This window comes from Pseudomonas sp. SCA2728.1_7, assembly GCF_018138145.1.
GTDB lineage: Bacteria > Pseudomonadota > Gammaproteobacteria > Pseudomonadales > Pseudomonadaceae > Aquipseudomonas > Aquipseudomonas koreensis_A.
In genome coordinates this window covers 5,653,419-5,671,030 of record NZ_CP073104.1, presented here as the reverse complement: position 1 = coordinate 5,671,030, position 17,612 = coordinate 5,653,419, and the positions used below count along the sequence as shown (strand labels likewise).

General features: G+C 59.9%; 13 protein-coding genes. 11 read left to right on the top strand and 2 right to left on the bottom strand.

Annotated features, from left to right (window positions below; genetic code table 11):
- The first annotated feature begins 178 nt into the window (after nt 1-178).
- From KBP52_RS25340 to KBP52_RS25310, 7 genes are all read left to right on the top strand, one after another.
- The gene (locus tag KBP52_RS25340) at nt 179-697 is read left to right on the top strand and encodes a sigma-70 family RNA polymerase sigma factor (RefSeq protein WP_007917886.1); all 519 of its coding nucleotides are present in this window, start codon (nt 179-181) and stop codon (nt 695-697) included.
- A gap of 125 nt (nt 698-822) precedes the next feature.
- Nucleotides 823-1,788 carry a FecR domain-containing protein gene (locus KBP52_RS25335; protein WP_077574259.1) on the top strand — a complete coding sequence of 322 codons (966 nt, stop codon included), beginning with the start codon at nt 823-825 and terminating at the stop codon, nt 1,786-1,788.
- Nucleotides 1,789-1,910: 122 nt separating this feature from the next.
- Nucleotides 1,911-4,496 (top strand): TonB-dependent receptor, encoded by a 2,586-nt coding sequence (locus tag KBP52_RS25330; protein ID WP_212621221.1) that lies wholly within the window; start codon nt 1,911-1,913, stop codon nt 4,494-4,496.
- A gap of 111 nt (nt 4,497-4,607) precedes the next feature.
- Nucleotides 4,608-5,204, top strand: a complete 597-nt coding sequence (locus KBP52_RS25325) for a biliverdin-producing heme oxygenase (RefSeq protein WP_212621220.1) — start codon at nt 4,608-4,610, stop codon at nt 5,202-5,204.
- Between the two features lie 162 nt (nt 5,205-5,366).
- The gene (locus tag KBP52_RS25320) at nt 5,367-5,777 is read left to right on the top strand and encodes a YbaN family protein (RefSeq protein ID WP_212621219.1); all 411 of its coding nucleotides are present in this window, start codon (nt 5,367-5,369) and stop codon (nt 5,775-5,777) included.
- A gap of 190 nt (nt 5,778-5,967) precedes the next feature.
- Entirely contained in the window at nt 5,968-8,106 is a 2,139-nt protein-coding gene (locus tag KBP52_RS25315; protein ID WP_212621218.1) for a methyl-accepting chemotaxis protein, read from the top strand.
- Between the two features lie 172 nt (nt 8,107-8,278).
- Nucleotides 8,279-9,628, top strand: coding sequence for a CoA transferase (locus KBP52_RS25310; RefSeq protein WP_212621217.1), 1,350 nt, complete (start codon nt 8,279-8,281; stop codon nt 9,626-9,628).
- Nucleotides 9,629-9,964: 336 nt separating this feature from the next.
- Here the strand turns inward: KBP52_RS25310 and KBP52_RS25305 are convergent, their stop codons facing one another.
- Nucleotides 9,965-10,828 (bottom strand): DNA-3-methyladenine glycosylase 2 family protein, encoded by an 864-nt coding sequence (locus KBP52_RS25305; RefSeq protein WP_212621216.1) that lies wholly within the window; start codon nt 10,826-10,828, stop codon nt 9,965-9,967.
- Entirely contained in the window at nt 10,825-12,252 is a 1,428-nt protein-coding gene (gene arcD, locus KBP52_RS25300) for an arginine-ornithine antiporter (protein ID WP_212621215.1), read from the bottom strand. Before arcD (KBP52_RS25300) ends, KBP52_RS25305 begins: the two co-directional genes overlap by 4 nt.
- A 440-nt stretch (nt 12,253-12,692) precedes the next feature.
- Here arcD (KBP52_RS25300) and arcD (KBP52_RS25295) point away from each other — a divergent pair, with 440 nt between their 5' ends.
- The 4 genes from arcD (KBP52_RS25295) to arcC all read left to right on the top strand — a co-directional run bounded on the left by arcD (KBP52_RS25295) (nt 12,693) and on the right by arcC (nt 17,611).
- On the top strand, nt 12,693-14,120 hold the full coding sequence (arcD, locus tag KBP52_RS25295; protein ID WP_212621214.1) for an arginine-ornithine antiporter: 1,428 nt from the start codon (nt 12,693-12,695) through the stop codon (nt 14,118-14,120).
- Between the two features lie 33 nt (nt 14,121-14,153).
- Entirely contained in the window at nt 14,154-15,410 is a 1,257-nt protein-coding gene (gene arcA, locus KBP52_RS25290) for an arginine deiminase (RefSeq protein WP_212621213.1), read from the top strand.
- 69 nt (nt 15,411-15,479) lie between these two features.
- Nucleotides 15,480-16,490 carry an ornithine carbamoyltransferase gene (locus KBP52_RS25285; RefSeq protein ID WP_008086805.1) on the top strand — a complete coding sequence of 337 codons (1,011 nt, stop codon included), beginning with the start codon at nt 15,480-15,482 and terminating at the stop codon, nt 16,488-16,490.
- Nucleotides 16,491-16,681: 191 nt separating this feature from the next.
- Nucleotides 16,682-17,611, top strand: a complete 930-nt coding sequence (gene arcC, locus KBP52_RS25280) for a carbamate kinase (protein ID WP_116029972.1) — start codon at nt 16,682-16,684, stop codon at nt 17,609-17,611.
- The last annotated feature ends 1 nt before the right edge of the window (nt 17,612 follow it).

Below are 17,612 nucleotides of genomic sequence, written 5' to 3'. Positions count from 1 at the left end.
TGTAGGAGTGAGCCTGCTCGCGATTGCTATCTGTCAGTCACAGATGTTGTGGCTGATCGACCGCTATCGCGAGCAGGCTCACTCCTACAGGGGTTTTGTGCTGTATTTGAAATCAGGGCTTGACCATACAGGCAGATGATAAGCATTATCATTCGCTTGAAATCGATCAGGTCCTCCCGTGAGTCAATCGCGCTTCAACCACGTCTTCCTTACTCAGCGCACCTCGCTGCTGCGTACGCTGGAACGGATGGTCAACAATCACAGCACCGCTGAAGACCTGCTGCAGGAGACCTACCTGCGTGTGACGCGGGCGTTGAGCGAGCGGGCCATCGATCACCTCGAACCTTTTGTCTTCCAGACCGCGCGCAATCTGGCGCTGGATCATTTGCGCGCGCGCAAGATCCATTCGCGAACCATGGTCGATGATGTGCCGCAGGATGTCGTGCACAGCGTCGCCGCCCCCGCCAGCAGCGCCGAAGATGCCGCCCACGCCGAACAGATGCTGGAGCGCTTGAACGTGAGCCTCAGTCAACTCAGCCCCCGCCAGCAGCAGATTTTCATCCTCAGCCGTTTGCACGGGAACAGTTATCAGGAAATCGCTGATGAGCTGAACGTCTCCCTCAGCACCGTACAAAAAGAATTGAAGCTGATCATGACCATTTGCATCGGCGTCGCCGAACGTCTGAATGGCGACTGAGGCTGTAGGGCTTTTCTGTAAGTGCCAGGATCGCCTGCACGGATCATCGGGCTTTGTTACCCTTGCCCGACTTTTACGCTTCACTTGAAAAAACAGCCGTGCGCAGACACTGCCGAGGAAACACCGTGACGGACACCCACCGCTCGCCTTCGCCGGATTCGGTGCAGGACGCTGCAAACGCAATGGACCAGGCACTGGACTGGCTCATCGTGCTCGGCAGCCCGGACGAGGAGCAGACCCGGCAGTTTCATGCCTGGCTCGCGGCCGATCCGTTGAATGCCGAAGCGTTTGCCAAGGCTCAGGCGATCTGGGACGGCCCGCAAGTCGCCCAGTGCGCGCAAAGCCTGGCGGCGAAACCTGCGAAAGTCACCGTCCTCAAGCGTCTGCGTCCGCACTGGAAACCGCTGGCCACTGCTGCGGTGCTGATCCTTGGCTTGTTCAGTTTCAGTAATCTGCCCATGCGCCTTCAGGCCGATCACCTCACGGTGGTTGGCGAGCGCCAGCGTCTGCAACTGGAGGACGGTTCGAAAGTCCTGCTCAATACCAATTCGGCATTCTCCAGCACCATCAACGATCAACAGCGCGTTGCCCGGTTGTTTCAGGGCGAGGCGTTTTTCGAGATTGCCAGCGGCCGCAGTCAACCGCTGGAAATCGATGCCGGACCAGTCACTGCCAGCGTGCGCGATACCGCGTTCGCCGTGCGTTATCTCGATGGCGTCGCGCAGGTCAATGTGCAGCGCGGCGACGTCGATTTGCGCGCCACGCACAACGACGCACGCGTGCGTCTGACTGCCGGTGAGAGCATCCGAATCGGCCCCAACGGTTTCGACCGCCCGGCCAAACTCGACGCCAACACCGATCTGGCCTGGGTGCAGGGCCGACTGGTGTTCGAGAACTGCCCGCTGAATCAGGTGCTGGCCGAATTGCGCCGTTACTATCCAGGCTGGATCATCAACACCAACGAGCAACTGGCGGACGTCGCCGTGACCGGCAATTACCGTCTCGATCAGCCGCTCGACGTGGTTCGCTCCCTCGCTCAGATCACCTCGGCGCAACTGAAAGAATTCCCCGCCGTGGTCATCCTGAACTAAATGAGAATTATTTTTACTCGATAGCCAACGTCAGTACGTCTCGTTATAGCCAATGCAATTGATTCGCAACACGCGAAGCCAATCAGCCCCTATAAAGATTCGTGCGACACGGAGCGCTATCGATGTCCTCACGCCTTACCCGCCAGACTTCCTCCCCTTCCCGCGTCTTGTCGCTGCTGACCGCGGCCATCCTGATGGCCGGCACTGCGCCACTGATGGCGGCCACCGAGCAACCGACGCGCAACATGGGCGATTACTCGTTCGCCATCGGTCAGCAGCCGCTGGTGTCGGCGCTCAATGCCTTCACCACCGTGACCGGTTGGCAGGTTGGCTTGCCGGCAGAACTGGGTCAGGGCGTGTCGTCGCCGGGCGTGCGTGGCTCGTTGCCCCCGGAAAAAGCCCTGGAGCGCCTGTTGGTGGGGACCAACCTGAGCTTCCGCAAAATCAGCAACAACAACGTCGTCCTGGAAAAGCGCAACGCCAGCGGCACGCTCAATCTCGATCAGGTGACCATCAGCGCCACCCGTCAGGAGCAGTCGGTCAACAGCGTACCGGCCACCGTCACCGTGCAGACCCGCCAGGATCTGGACCGCAACAACGTCAACACCATCAAGGATCTGGTGCGTTATGAGCCGGGCGTATCCGTCGGCGGCGCCGGCACCCGTGGCGGCATCAGCGGCTACAACATCCGTGGTATCGACGGCGACCGCATCCTGACGCAGGTTGACGGCGTGGAAGTGCCGGACGGTTTCTTCAACGGCCCGTATGCCAAGACCCAGCGCAATTACGTTGACCCGGAAATCGTCAAACGCGTGGAAATCCTCCGTGGCCCGGCCTCGGTGCTCTACGGCAGCAACGCCATCGGCGGCGCCGTCAGCTACTACACCCTCGATGCCGACGACATCATCAAGCCCGGCAAAGACGTCGGCGCGCGTCTGAAAACCGGTTACAGCTCCGCCGATGACAGCTGGCTGAAATCCGCCACCGTCGCCGGCCGCGCCGACCAGTTCGACGGCTTGCTGCACTACAGCCAGCGCGACGGTCACGAGACCGATTCCTATGGCAGCAACAACGGCACCGGTCTGGAACGCACTGCCGCCAACCCGGAAGACGTCAACGCCTACAACGTGCTGGCCAAGATCGGCTGGAACTACAACGAAGATTCGCGTCTGGGCCTGACCTACGAAAAGTACAAGGATGATCGCGACACCGATCAGAAAAGTGCCTACGGCGGCCCGTACTTCAACGGCGCCCCGACCATTCCGAACAGCGTACTGCCCGGCGGCATGTACCAGTGGCGCACCGGTAACGACACGATCACCCGTGAACGTATCGGCATCGAACACTCGTTCGCCCTCGACAGCCTGCTGGTCGACAACGTGAAGTGGAGCCTCAACCACCAGATCGCCAAGACTGACCAGAGCACCACCGAGTTCTACTACCCGATCACCCGCCAAGTGCTGCGTACTCGTGACACGATCTACGAAGAAAAGCAGTGGGTCTTCGATGCGCAACTGGACAAGGCGTTCGCCATCGGCGACACCGATCACGTCCTGACTTACGGCACCACCCTCAAGCAACAGAAAGTCACCGGTTCGCGCAGCGGCGACGGCACTTGCCTGGCCGTCGGTCGTGGCTGCACCGCCATTGGTGCGACCAGTACCGCTGACGTGTTGGCCAAGGCGACCGACTTCCCGGACCCGACCATCAACACCTACAGCGTGTTCGCTCAGGATCAGATCAGCTGGAAGAACTGGACCTTCCTGCCGGGCCTGCGCTACGACTACACCCAGCTCAAGCCGCACATCACTCAGGAATTCCTCAACACCGTGGCGGCGGACGGCCAAGGCACGGTCAGCGACGAGAACAAGACCTGGCACAAAGTCTCGCCGAAATTCGGCCTGACCTACGCCCTGACCGAAAACTACACCTGGTACGGTCAGTACGCTGAAGGTTTCCGTACTCCGACCGCGAAAGCCCTGTACGGCCGCTTCGAAAACACCACCACCGGTTACAGCGTGGCGCCGAACCCGGACCTCGAACCGGAGAAAAGCAAAAGCTATGAAACCGGTCTGCGCGGTAACTTCGAGCACGGTTCGTTCGACGTGGCGGTGTTCTATAACAAGTACCGCGATTTCATCAACGAAGACGCCGTGACCCCGGGCCGCAACGAGCTGACCTTCCAGTCGGCCAACATCAAGCACGCCACCATCAAGGGTGCGGAAGTCAAAGGTCGCCTGAATCTGGATGCATTCGGCGCGCCGCAAGGCCTCTACACCCAAGGCTCGATCGCCTACGCCTACGGTCGCAACAACGACAACGGCGAGCCGATCAACAGCGTCAACCCGCTGACCGGCGTGTTCGGTCTGGGTTACGACCAGGACAACTACGGCGGCCTGCTGAGCTGGACCGTGGTGAAGAAAAAGGATCGCGTCGACGACAGCAATTTCAAGTCGCCGGATGGCGTCAGCAGCCAGTTCAAAACCCCGGGCTTCGGCATTCTTGATCTGGCCGGTTATTACAAAGTCACCGACGACGTCACCGTCAGCGGCGGCATCTACAACCTGACCGACAAGAAATACTGGCTGTGGGATGACGTGCGCGGTTACGACAGCGTCGGCGAAGCGTCGGTGACGCAGCCGGCCAACCTTGATCGCCTGACCCAACCGGGCCGCAACTTCGCGATCAATCTGATCTGGGACATCTGATCCGGCCAACCTCACTGCGCGTGTTCAGGCACCGCGCCGTGAGGTTTTTTTACGCTTGCACGGCGTCTTGTTCGTCTCGTTATCAAGCGCCTCTTTTATCAAGGACATGTCATGACCACTTCGGAAAAAGCCCTGCGTTCACAACGCCTGAACCAGATCACCCATGAGCCGCACAGCAAACTCGACGCCCTGGTCAAAGCCCACGCGCCGTTCGAGACCCGCGCCAATTTCGCCCGTTTTGTCGTCGCGCAGTACCTGTTCCAGTCGGAACTGGTCGAGCTGTACAACGATGCCGAACTGACCGCCATCGTCCCGGATCTGCCGGCGCGTTGCCGCGCCGAAGCGGCCAAGGCTGACCTGGCTGATCTGGACACCGAAGTGCCGGCAGCGGTCGCAGGCGCAGTGAAAAATCCGAGCAAGGCGCGTGCTCTGGGCTGGATCTTTGTTTCCGAAGGTTCAAAGCTCGGTGCGGCGTTCCTGATCAAACGCGCTGTGGCGCTGGAGCTGAGCGAAACCTTTGGTGCCCGTCACCTGGGTGAGCCAGAAGGTGGCCGTGCGGAAGGCTGGAAAAGCTTCGTACGCACCCTCGATTCGCTGCAGTTCAGCGCTGAAGAAGAAGCTGAAGTCGAGCAAGGTGCGATCGACGCGTTCAACCGTTTCACCGTGCTGCTGGAACAGGCTTACGCCACAGAAGCCGAACCGGCCTGACACAACACACATCCTGTAGGAGTGAGCCTGCTCGCGATGGCGTCCTGTCATTCAATATGAATGTCGACTGATACACCGCTATCGCGAGCAGGCTCACTCCTACAGGGGAACTGCGTAAGCCTGTAAGATCTCCATTCCGCTTCAGAAGCCACCGCGTAGCCCATGCCGCAACCCGCCTCCTCGAAACTCGCCCGTCTGCTGTTCGGTCTGCTGGCCTACGTCAGCCTCGGCATCGGCTTGATCGCCATTGTCGTGCCCGGCCTGCCGACCACCGAGTTCATCCTCCTCGCCGCTTGGGCCGCGACCCGCAGTTCGCCGCGCCTGAGTGCCTGGCTGGAAAACCATCGCCTGTTCGGGCCGATCCTCAGCAACTGGCGCAACGGCAAGATCATCGCGCGCAAGGCCAAAGTCAGCGCGACAGTGAGCATGTTGCTTTGCGCGACGTTAATGCTGGTGATGCTCGACCACGGCTGGCCGATCTATCTGGCGATTGCCGGGATGAGCCTGGGCAATCTGTGGATCTGGTCGCGCCCGGAATCCATCCGGGTCTGCACTGACCCGTCTTCGCACTGAAACATCCCTGTAATTATTCGCTTTTTCAGCACTTTCCCCTGCGCAAACGTTTAGCGCTGACCGTCCGTCGGCACGCGCCTCATGACCTCTGCATCCACGCCGATGAGCATTGAATGGCGCTGAATGGATTTGGCGTACCGGATAGTTCATGTCCGCCTGCCACCCGTTTATTCATTCGCGAGATCGCCCCATGTTCGACGCTCTGTCCATTCGCCTGAAAATCGTTCTGCTCTCCGGCCTGTGCCTGCTCGGTGTGGTTGCGCTGATCGTCGGCATGAACATCTACCAGACCAATCAGAACGACGAACTGGTCAGCAACTCCAGCAACAAATTGCTCACCGCCAGTGTGCAGAATCTGTTGCAAGCCAAAGCCGCCGAACAAGCGGTGCGGGTGCAGAAAACCTTCGGCGAAAGCCTGACGGTGATCACTGCCGTAGCGGATCAGATCAAGGACCTGCGCGTCATGGCCGCCAAGCGTTCGCTGGACGCCGGCGCCCTGCGCGAAGAGTTGAACCTGAGCCTGAAAACCGCTTTTGAGCGCAACGATAAAGTGCTCGGTATCTGGCTCGCTTTCGAACCGAACGCTCTCGACGGCAAGGACAGCGAATTCGCCAACGATGCCGCTCGTCAGTCCAACGAAGCCGGGCGTTTCGCGACTTACTGGAGTCGCGCCGCCGGTGCCTCGCTGAACACCATCATGGTCGAAGAAGACCTGACCAAAACCACCCTCAGCGTCAGCGGCACGCCCTACAACAGTTGGTACACCTGCCCTCGCGATAACAAGCGTACCTGCCTGCTCGATCCGTATGCCGACACCGTCGGTGGCAAGGAAATGCTCATGACGACCATTTCCGTGCCGTTGATTGTCGACGGCAAAGCCATCGGCGTGGTCGGCGTCGACATCGCCCTCGACGCCCTGCAAGCGGCGGCCGTGGATTCCCAGCGCAGCCTGTTCAACAACGCCGGGCATATGCTGATCGTCTCTGGCAGCGGCGTGCTCGGCGCCGACAGTTCCGACGCGAGCAAGGTCGGCAAAAAGATCAGCGACACCCTCGGTGCCGATGGCAAAGACGTGCTGCAACTGCTGACTTCTGGCACACCGAAGATTCTCGAACAGGGCGACCTTATTCGTGCGGTGTACCCGGTCGATCCGATCGGTAACTCGCGCGCCTGGGGCGTGGTCATCGACCTGCCGAAACAAGTGCTGCTGGCCGACTCGGTCAAGTTGCAAGCGGTACTCGACGATGCTCAGGAAACTGGCGTGATCACAGCGCTGCTGGTTGCCGTGGTCGCCGGTCTGGTTGGCCTGCTGCTGATCTGGCTGACCGCATCCGGCGTCACCCGGCCGATCAACAGCGTCGCCGAGATGCTGAAAAATATTGCCAGCGGCGAAGGCGATCTGACCCAACGCCTGAACTACAGCAAGCAGGATGAACTGGGCGAACTGGTCAACTGGTTCAACCGCTTCCTCGACAAGCTGCAACCGACCATCGCGCAGATCAAGCAGAGCATCACCGAGGCGCGCGGCACCGCCGACCAGTCTTCGGAAATCGCCCGCCAGACCAGTGAAGGCATGCAGGTGCAGTTCCGCGAGATCGATCAGGTCGCCACCGCCTCCAACGAAATGAGCGCCACTGCCCACGACGTCGCCAACAGCGCATCGAACGCAGCCAATGCCGCGAAAGGTGCCGATCAGTCGGCCAAGGACGGCATGTCGATCATCGAGCGCAGCACCCGCGACATCAATCAACTGGCCGATGAAGTCAGCAAGGCAGTGACTGAGGTTGAAGCACTGGCGGTCAACAGCGAGCAGATCGGCTCGGTACTGGAGGTGATCCGCAGCATCGCCGAGCAGACCAACCTGCTCGCCCTCAACGCGGCGATTGAAGCCGCCCGTGCCGGTGAGAGTGGCCGTGGTTTTGCCGTGGTTGCCGACGAAGTGCGCAACCTCGCCAAGCGCACGCAGGATTCGGTGGAAGAGATTCGCATCGTGATCGAGCGGATTCAGACCGGCACCCGAGGCGTGGTCGCGACCATGCATTCGAGCCAGACCCAGGCGCACAACAACGCCGGGCAGATTCGTCAGGCCGTCGATGCGCTGGGCAAGATCAGCGATGCGGTGACGGTGATCAGTGACATGAACTTGCAGATTGCCAGTGCAGCTGAGCAGCAGAGTGCGGTGGCTGAAGAGGTCAATCGCAATGTCTCGGCGATTCGTACCGTTACCGAAACATTGACTGAACAAGCCACTGAGTCAGCCGCGATCAGCAGCCAGCTCAATGCCCTGGCCAGTCAGCAGATGAAATTGATGGATCAGTTCCGCGTCTAAGCCACACTGCATTTCCCTTGTAGGAGTGAGCCTGCTCGCGATCGCGGTGGATCAGTGGAGCATGTGTCGACTGACCCACCGCGATCGCGAGCAGGCTCACTCCTACAGGAGCTTTCATCTAATCCAATGATTTTTTGCACTATCATCGCCCTCTCGCTCCGGAGGGCCTTCGATGACTGATTTACTCACGTCCATTCAAGCCGCACTCGGCTTGTCACACACGCCGATTCCGTTCACCGACCGCGGCGCCCTGCCCTCGGCGTTCGCCGTTACCGAGCTTGCCTGCACCAGCATGGCCGCGGCCGGTCAGGCCGTTAGCCAATTGATCGAACAGCAGACCGGTCACTTGCCCGACATTGAAGTCGACCGACGCCTGGCCTCGTTCTGGTTCTCGACCTCGCTGCGCCCGATGGGCTGGCAAGTACCACCGCTGTGGGACCCGGTTGCCGGCGACTACGCCACACAGGATGGCTGGATCCGCCTGCACACCAACGCCCCACATCACCGCGCCGCCGCTGAACGTGTGCTCGGTGCCTGCGCCGACCGTGCTGCGATGGCGGCGAAAGTCGCGCAATGGGCAAGTACGGATCTGGAACAAGCGGTGGTCGAGGCCAAGGGCTGCGCCGCCGAAATGCGCAGTTGGGCACAGTGGCAGACGCATCCGCAGGGACTGGCGGTGAATGCCGAGCCGCTGGTGCATTTCCTCGATTCGCAAGATGAAAACAGCCAAACCTGGCGAGGCTCGGTGGCGCAACCGTTGGCCGGGATCAAGGTGCTGGACCTGACGCGCGTGCTCGCTGGTCCCACCGCCAGCCGTTTTCTCGCGGGCCTTGGCGCCGATGTATTGCGCATCGATTCACCGACCTGGAACGAGCCCGGTGTCGTCCCGGAAATGACCCTCGGCAAACGCTGCGCACGGTTGAATCTGCATGACTCGGCAGATCGTGCGGTGTTCGAAAGTCTGTTGAAGGACGCCGATATTCTGCTGCACGGCTACCGCGCCGACGCACTGGAAAATCTCGGCTTCGGCGTTGAGCGCCGTCGCCAGCTCGCGCCGGGCCTGATCGATGTCGGTCTCAACGCTTACGGCTGGAGCGGCCCGTGGCAAAACCGCCGTGGTTTCGACAGTCTGGTGCAGATGAGCAGCGGCATCGCCGAGGCCGGGCAGCGCTGGCAACAGGCCGATAAACCGACGCCGTTGCCGGTGCAGGCGCTGGATCATGCGACGGGGTATTTGATGGCGGCGAGTGCGATCAGATTGCTGACTGAGCGTTTGAACACGGGTCGCGGTGGCTCGGCGCGATTGTCGCTGGCGCGGACGGCGAAGTTGTTGATCGAGTCTGCGCCGGGGACAACCGAAGCGCTACGTGCCGAGGATGAACAGGATCAGGTGGTGTCGGTGGAGCAGACCCCGTGGGGCCCGGCGCATCGCTTGCAGGTGCCGGTGAAGATCAGCGGCACACCGATTCAGTGGGCGTTGCCGGCCACAGAACTGGGTTCTCATCACCCACAGTGGAATTAAAAGCCCCTCACCCTAACCCTCTCCCAGAGGGAGAGGGGACCGATCGGGGAATATTGAAGAGATTCACCGACTTGAACGATTGGCGCTGAATCCATAATCGACTCGGTCTTTCAGGTCGATGGATAGCGCAAAACACCTCGGTCGGCCCCCGCTCTCAGAGAGAGAGACTGATTCGGGGATACTGAAGAGATTCACCGACTTGAACGATTGGCGCTGAATCCATAATCGACTCGGTCTTGCAGGTCGATGGACAACGCAAGACACCTCGATCGGCCCCCTCTCCCTCTGGGAGAGGGCTGGGGTGAGGGCTGCAATTTCAGGCCGAGTGATGATGTATCAATCTGCCCGGCTCAAAGATGTCCACAAAAGCTGCGCCGCATACCCCCGATACGGCCGCCACGCCTCAGCGCGCAACGACAATTCCCGCTCTGTCGGCCGCTTGCCTTCCAGCACTTCCAGCGCTCTCAGCAACCCGACATCCCTGGTCGGAAACCCATCCAGATCGCGCAACTGCCGCAACGCAATGTACTGCGCCGTCCACTCGCCAATCCCGTGCAAGGCCAACAACCGCGCCACGCCACCCTCGCGATTCGGTTCAAACAAAGAAGGCTCATCCAGCAACGCTTGCACCACACCCGACAGCGTCCGCCCGCGACTTTTCGGCATGCCCAGCGCCGCCAGATCTGCCGCTGCCAACACGTCCGCCTCGGGAAACACATGGGTCAATCCAGGCACGCCCGAATCCAGCGGCGCGCCATATTGCCCAACCAGTTTCCCCGCCAAACGAATCGCCGCCAGCACCGTAATCTGCTGCCCGAGCACCGCGCGAAACGCCAATTCCAAGCCATCCCACGCACCGGGAATCCGCAGCCCCGGACGCTCGGCAATCAACCGCGCCAGCAACGGATCACTCGCCAAATGCCCGTGCATCAGCGCCAGATCCGCATCCAGATCAAACATCCGCCGCAACCTGATAACGATCTCGGGCACCATCAACGGATCAGGAAAATCCAGCTCAACCGCCAAGGCATTCCCTGCCTCAGGCCAAATTGAAACCGTGCCATGAAGCCCGTTCAACCCGATGCTGCGCGAGTACACATCCTCGACCACAACCTCCATCCCGACCACCGCCCGCGCCGCGAGAAACCCCAGCATTGCGTCCCAGTCATACGGCGGCGCATACGCAAGCGACAACCTCACAACGACAGCACACCGCTGTACAACCCATACGCCGCCAGCCCCGCGCCAATAACCACGCAGGTGAAAATGCCCTTCTCGACATGGGTGAACAACGGTTCGCCCGCCTCACGCTTGGCCTTGGCAAACAGGATCACCCCCGGCGCATACAGCAACGCCGACAGCAGCAAATACTTCACGCCGCCGGCATACAACAACCACACCGCATACCCTAGGGCGATGCCGCCGATCAGCAGGTCCTTGGTGCGTTCGGCCGAGGCATGCTCATAGGTTTCGCCGCGTCCGCTGAGCAGCACCGCGTACGCCGCCGACCACAGATACGGCACCAGAATCATCGACGAGGCCAGATAAATCAGGCTGGTGTAAGTGCCCGCCGAAAACAACGTGATCAAGAGGAAAATCTGGATCATCACGTTGGTCAGCCACAACGCATTGACCGGCACGTGGTTCCTGTTTTCCTTTTTCAGGAACGCCGGCATGGTCTTGTCCTTGGCCGTGGCGAAGAGGATTTCCGCACACAGCAAGGCCCAGGACAGCAACGCACCGAGCAGTGAAATCGCCAGACCGATGCTGATCAACAGCGCGCCCCACGGCCCGACAATGTGTTCGAGTACCGCCGCCAGTGACGGGTTCTGCAGATTCGCCAGCTCCGGCTGGCTCATGATCCCCAGCGACAGCACGTTGACCAGCACCAGCAGCGCCAGCACGCCGACAAAACCGATGACCGTGGCGCGACCGACGTCGCTGCGTTTTTCCGCCCGCGCCGAGTACACGCTGGCGCCTTCGATGCCGATGAACACGAACACCGTGACCAGCATCATGTTGCGCACCTGATCCATCACCCCGCCGAAATTCGGGTTGCTGGTGCCCCAGATGTCACGAGTGAAAATGTCAGCCTTGAATGCCACCGCCGCGATGACGATGAACATGATCAGCGGTACGACTTTGGCCACCGTGGTCAGTTGATTGATCAGCGCCGCTTCCTTGATCCCGCGCATCACCAGAAAATGCACGGCCCACAGCAGCACCGAGGCGCAGCCGATGGCGATTGGCGTGTTGCCCTGGCCAAACACCGGAAAAAAATACCCAAGGGTGCTGAACAACAAGACGAAATACCCGACATTGCCCAGCCACGCGCTGATCCAGTAACCCCACGCCGACGAGAAACCCATGTAGTCGCCAAACCCGGCCTTGGCGTAGGCATACACGCCGGAATCCAGTTCGGGTTTGCGATTGGCCAGGGTCTGAAAGACGAACGCCAGAGTCAGCATGCCGATCGCGGTAATCCCCCAACCGATCAGGATCGCCCCGGCATCGGCGCGTGCCGCCATGTTCTGCGGCAGCGAGAAAATCCCCCCGCCAATCATCGAACCCACCACCAGGGCGATCAACGCGCCTAATCGCAGCTTTTGCGTCGGTTGCGACATTTCAGTTTCCCTTTGAATGTGTGGTGAGAATTGGATTTTAACGACGATTAACTAAACGGATAAAGGTAGATGACGTTTATCAGGTAACGCCAATTAACGCCCATTTTTATATAGCCGATGACGCTAACGCTCTAGCACGCTAAGTCGGTTTTGTGCGCTGATCCTGATAAATCAATTCTGTACTGAAAACAGAGGCGGAAAATTTGCCAAAAGCTGAAAAAGAACTAGCGTGATAATTCGAAAGTAATACTAGTCATTCCCAAAGATGTAGCCACAACGCCTCTAGGACGGGCCTTGCAGGTAGGAGCTTTATGCCTTCAGTCGAAGCCTAAGTCATTCATTAACAATGGAATGTGACCATGCACTGATCTAAGTCAGCTGTTTGAACAGACAACAGAACTACGCTGTGATCTCTTCTCTCCTGCAATGGAGTCATGCAAATGTCTGAAGCTCCCGGAAAACTACGACTAGGTGCACTGGTTGCATTGGTAGTCGGTTCAATGATCGGTGGCGGGATATTCTCCTTGCCGCAAAACATGGCCGCCAGCGCCGATGTCGGTGCAGTACTTATCGGTTGGGCCATCACCGCTGTCGGCATGCTCACCCTCGCTTTTGTCTTCCAGACCCTCGCCAATCGCAAGCCTGACCTGGACGGCGGTGTCTACGCCTACGCCAAGGCCGGATTTGGCGATTACATGGGTTTCTCGTCCGCTTGGGGTTACTGGATCAGCGCCTGGCTGGGTAACGTCGGTTACTTCGTTCTGCTGTTCAGCACCCTCGGCTATTTCTTTCCGGTTTTCGGTGAGGGCAACACCGTTGCTGCGGTGATTGGCGCCTCGGTGCTGTTGTGGGCGGTGCACTTTCTGGTGCTGCGCGGGATCAAGGAAGCAGCGTTCATCAACCTGGTGACCACGGTCGCCAAGGTCGTACCGCTGCTGCTGTTCGTGTTGATCGCGGTGTTCGCCTTCAAACTGGACATCTTCACCGCCGACATCTGGGGCATCAAAAATCCGGATCTGGGCAGTGTGATGAACCAGGTGCGCAACATGATGCTGGTCACCGTGTGGGTGTTCATCGGCATCGAGGGCGCGAGCATCTTCTCGGCCCGCGCGGAAAAACGCTCGGACGTCGGTAAGGCCACCGTGATCGGCTTCATCACCGTGCTGCTGTTTCTGGTGCTGGTGAACGTGCTGTCGCTGGGCATCATGACCCAACCGGAACTGGCGAAACTGCAGAACCCGTCGATGGCCGCCGTGCTTGAGCATGTGGTCGGTCACTGGGGCGCGGTGCTGATCAGCGTCGGTCTGATCATCTCGCTGCTGGGGGCGCTGCTGTCGTGGGTGCTGCTGTGTGCGGAGATCATGTTCGCCGCCGCCAAAGACCACACCATGCCGGAGTTTCTGCGCAAGGAAAACGCCAACCACGTACCGGTCAACGCCCTGTGGCTGACCAACGCGATGGTGCAGATTTTCCTGGTCATCACGCTGTTTTCGGCCAGCACTTACCTGTCGCTGATCTACCTCGCCACTTCGATGATTCTGGTGCCGTACCTGTGGTCGGCGGCCTACGCCCTGCTGCTGGCGGTGCGCGGTGAAAGTTACGAAGGCTTCGCGGCCGAACGGCGCAAGGATCTGATTATCGGCGGCATCGCGCTGATCTATGCGGTCTGGCTGCTGTACGCCGGCGGGATCAAGTACCTGCTGCTCTCAGCCCTGCTCTATGCCCCCGGCGCGATCCTGTTCGCCAAAGCCAAGCTGGAACTCAAACAACCGATTTTCACTAACGTCGAGAAGCTGATTTTCGCCGCAGTGGTCGTGGGCGCCCTGGTGGCTGCCTACGGTCTCTACGACGGCTTCCTGACTCTGTAATCCCTGATTGATTTGTTATCTGGAGGATCTGAAATGACCACGGAAAAAGTTAAGTACGGCGTCCATTCCGAAGCCGGCAAACTGCGCAAAGTCATGGTGTGCTCCCCAGGTCTGGCCCATCAGCGGCTGACCCCGAACAACTGCGATGAACTGCTGTTCGATGACGTGCTCTGGGTGGCTCAGGCCAAGCGCGACCACTTCGACTTCGTCACCAAGATGCGCGAGCGCGGCATCGACGTGCTGGAAATGCACAACCTGCTCACCGACATCGTCGCTAACCCTGAGGCACTGGACTGGATTCTCGAGCGCAAGGTCACCGCCGACTCGGTGGGCCTGGGCCTGATCAACGAAGTCAAATCCTGGCTGAAGAGCCTCGAACCACGGCACATCGCCGAATTCCTGATTGGTGGCGTGTCTGCCGATGATCTGCCGGACAGCTTCGGTGGCAAGACCATCCAGATGTTCCGCGACTTCCTCGGCCACTCCAGCTTCATTCTGCCGCCGCTGCCGAACACTCAGTTCACCCGTGACACCACCTGCTGGATCTATGGCGGCGTAACGCTGAACCCGATGTACTGGCCGGCGCGCCGTCAGGAAACCCTGCTGGCCACCGCCATCTACAAATTCCACCCGCAATTCACCAACGCCGAATTTGAAATCTGGTACGGCGACCCGGATAAGGATCACGGCAGCTCCACCCTTGAGGGCGGCGACGTGATGCCAATCGGCAACGGTGTGGTGTTGATCGGTATGGGCGAGCGCTCATCGCGTCAGGCCATCGGCCAACTGGCGCTGAACCTGTTCAAGAACAAAGCCGTGGAAAAAGTCATCGTTGCCGGCCTGCCGAAGTCCCGCGCCGCGATGCACCTCGACACCGTGTTCAGCTTCTGCGACCGCGACCTGGTGACGATTTTCCCGGAAGTGGTGAACCAGATTGTCGCCTTCACTCTGCGACCTGACGAAAGCAAACAGGGCGGCATCGACATCCGCCGCGAAGAAGGCACTTTCCTCGATACCGTGGCCAAAGCCCTCAACCTGCCGAAACTGCGCGTGGTGGAAACCGGTGGCAACAGCTTCGCCGCCGAGCGCGAACAATGGGACGACGGTAACAACGTGGTGGCCGTGGAGCCGGGCGTGGTCATCGGCTACGACCGCAACACCTACACCAACACCCTGCTGCGCAAGGCCGGCGTGGAAGTCATCACCATCAGCGCCGGTGAACTGGGCCGAGGCCGTGGCGGTGGCCACTGCATGACCTGCCCGATCATCCGCGACCCGATCGATTACTAAACGACCATCTCCCCGGCCGCACCCATCCCGTAGCGGCCGGGCCGATTACCGAATCCAAGGAGAATCATCATGGCGTTCAACATTCACAACCGTAACCTGCTCAGCCTGGAACACCACACCCCACGTGAGCTGCGTTACCTGCTCGACCTGTCCCGCGATCTGAAACGCGCGAAATACACCGGCACCGAACAGCAACACCTGAAGGGCAACAACATCGCCCTGATCTTCGAAAAAACCTCGACCCGCACCCGTTGCGCATTCGAAGTGGCGGCGTATGACCAAGGCGCTAACGTCACCTACATCGACCCGAACTCGTCGCAGATCGGCCACAAAGAAAGCATGAAAGACACTGCCCGCGTGCTGGGGCGCATGTACGACGCCATCGAATACCGTGGCTTCAAACAGGAAATCGTCGAAGAGCTGGCCAAGTTCGCCGGGGTGCCGGTGTTCAACGGCCTGACCGATGAATATCACCCGACGCAGATGATCGCCGACGTGCTGACCATGCGTGAACACGCCGACAAGCCGATCCATGAGATCAGCTACGCCTACCTCGGCGATGCGCGCAACAACATGGGCAACTCGCTGCTGCTGGTCGGCGCCAAGCTCGGCATGGACGTGCGCATCTGCGCGCCGAAAGCGCTGTGGCCACTGGATGATCTGGTCGAGCGTTGCCACAAATATGCGGAAGAAAGTGGCGCACGTATCACCCTGACTGAAGACCCGAAAGCGGCGGTCAAAGGCGTCGACTTTATTCACACCGACGTTTGGGTATCGATGGGCGAACCGGTGGAAGCCTGGGCCGAGCGTATCCAGCAACTGCTGCCGTATCAGGTCAACGCTGAACTGATGAAAGCCAGCGGAAACCCGCGCACCAAGTTCATGCACTGCCTGCCGGCGTTCCACAACAGTGATACCAAGGTCGGCAAACAGATTGCCGAGCAGTATCCGCACCTGAAAAACGGCATCGAAGTGACCGACGACGTGTTCGAGTCGCCTGCCTGCATCGCCTTCGAGCAAGCGGAAAACCGCATGCACACGATCAAGGCGATTCTGGTCTCGACCCTGGCTGATCTGTAACTGAAATAGCTCCCACTGAAGGAACCGGTGCCACAGGTGGGAGCGAGCCTGCTCGCGAAAGCGGTGGGTCATTCAACAGAGATGTCGACTGATCTGACGCCTTCGCGAGCAGGCTCGCTCCCACAGGGGATCCCGGTTCCGACAGGAAGATCGAGTTGTTTGCCTCTCCTCTGATTAGAAGGACATGCACCATGCGTATCGTCGTAGCGCTGGGCGGTAACGCCCTGCTCCGCCGTGGTGAACCGATGACCGCTGACAATCAGCGCGCCAACATCCGCATCGCCACCGAGCAAATCGCCAAGATCCATCCTGGCAACCAACTGGTCATCGCCCACGGCAATGGCCCGCAAGTCGGCCTGCTGTCGTTGCAAGCGGCGGCCTACACCTCCGTCACCCCTTACCCGCTGGACGTGCTCGGTGCCGAAACCGAAGGCATGATCGGCTACATCATCGAACAGGAACTGGGCAACCTGCTCGACTTCGAAGTGCCGTTCGCCACCCTGCTGACCCAGGTTGAAGTCGACGCCAAGGATCCGGCCTTCCAGAACCCGACCAAACCGATCGGCCCGGTCTACGACAAGGCCGAAGCAGAAAAACTCGCTGCCGAAAAAGGCTGGGCGATTGCTCCAGATGGCGACATGTTCCGCCGTGTGGTGGCCAGCCCACGGCCAAAACGCATCTTCGAAATCCGCCCGATCAAATGGCTGCTGGACAAGGGCAGTATCGTGATTTGCGCCGGTGGTGGCGGCATTCCGACCATGTACGACGAGAACCGCAACCTCAAGGGTATCGAGGCGGTAATCGACAAGGATCTGTGCTCGTCGCTGCTCGCCGAGCAACTGGAAGCCGACTTGCTGGTAATCGCCACGGACGTCAACGCGGCGTTTATCGACTACGGTAAACCGACGCAGAAAGCCATTGCCGAAGCGCACCCGGACGAACTCGAACGCCTCGGCTTTGCCGCCGGTTCCATGGGGCCGAAGGTACAGGCAGCCTGCGAATTCGCGCGCCATACTGGCAAGGTCGCGGTGATCGGTTCGTTGGCGGATATTGAAGCGATTGTCCAGGGTACTGCCGGTACTCGCGTGACCACGGCGAAGCCGGGCATCACTTACCGATAAT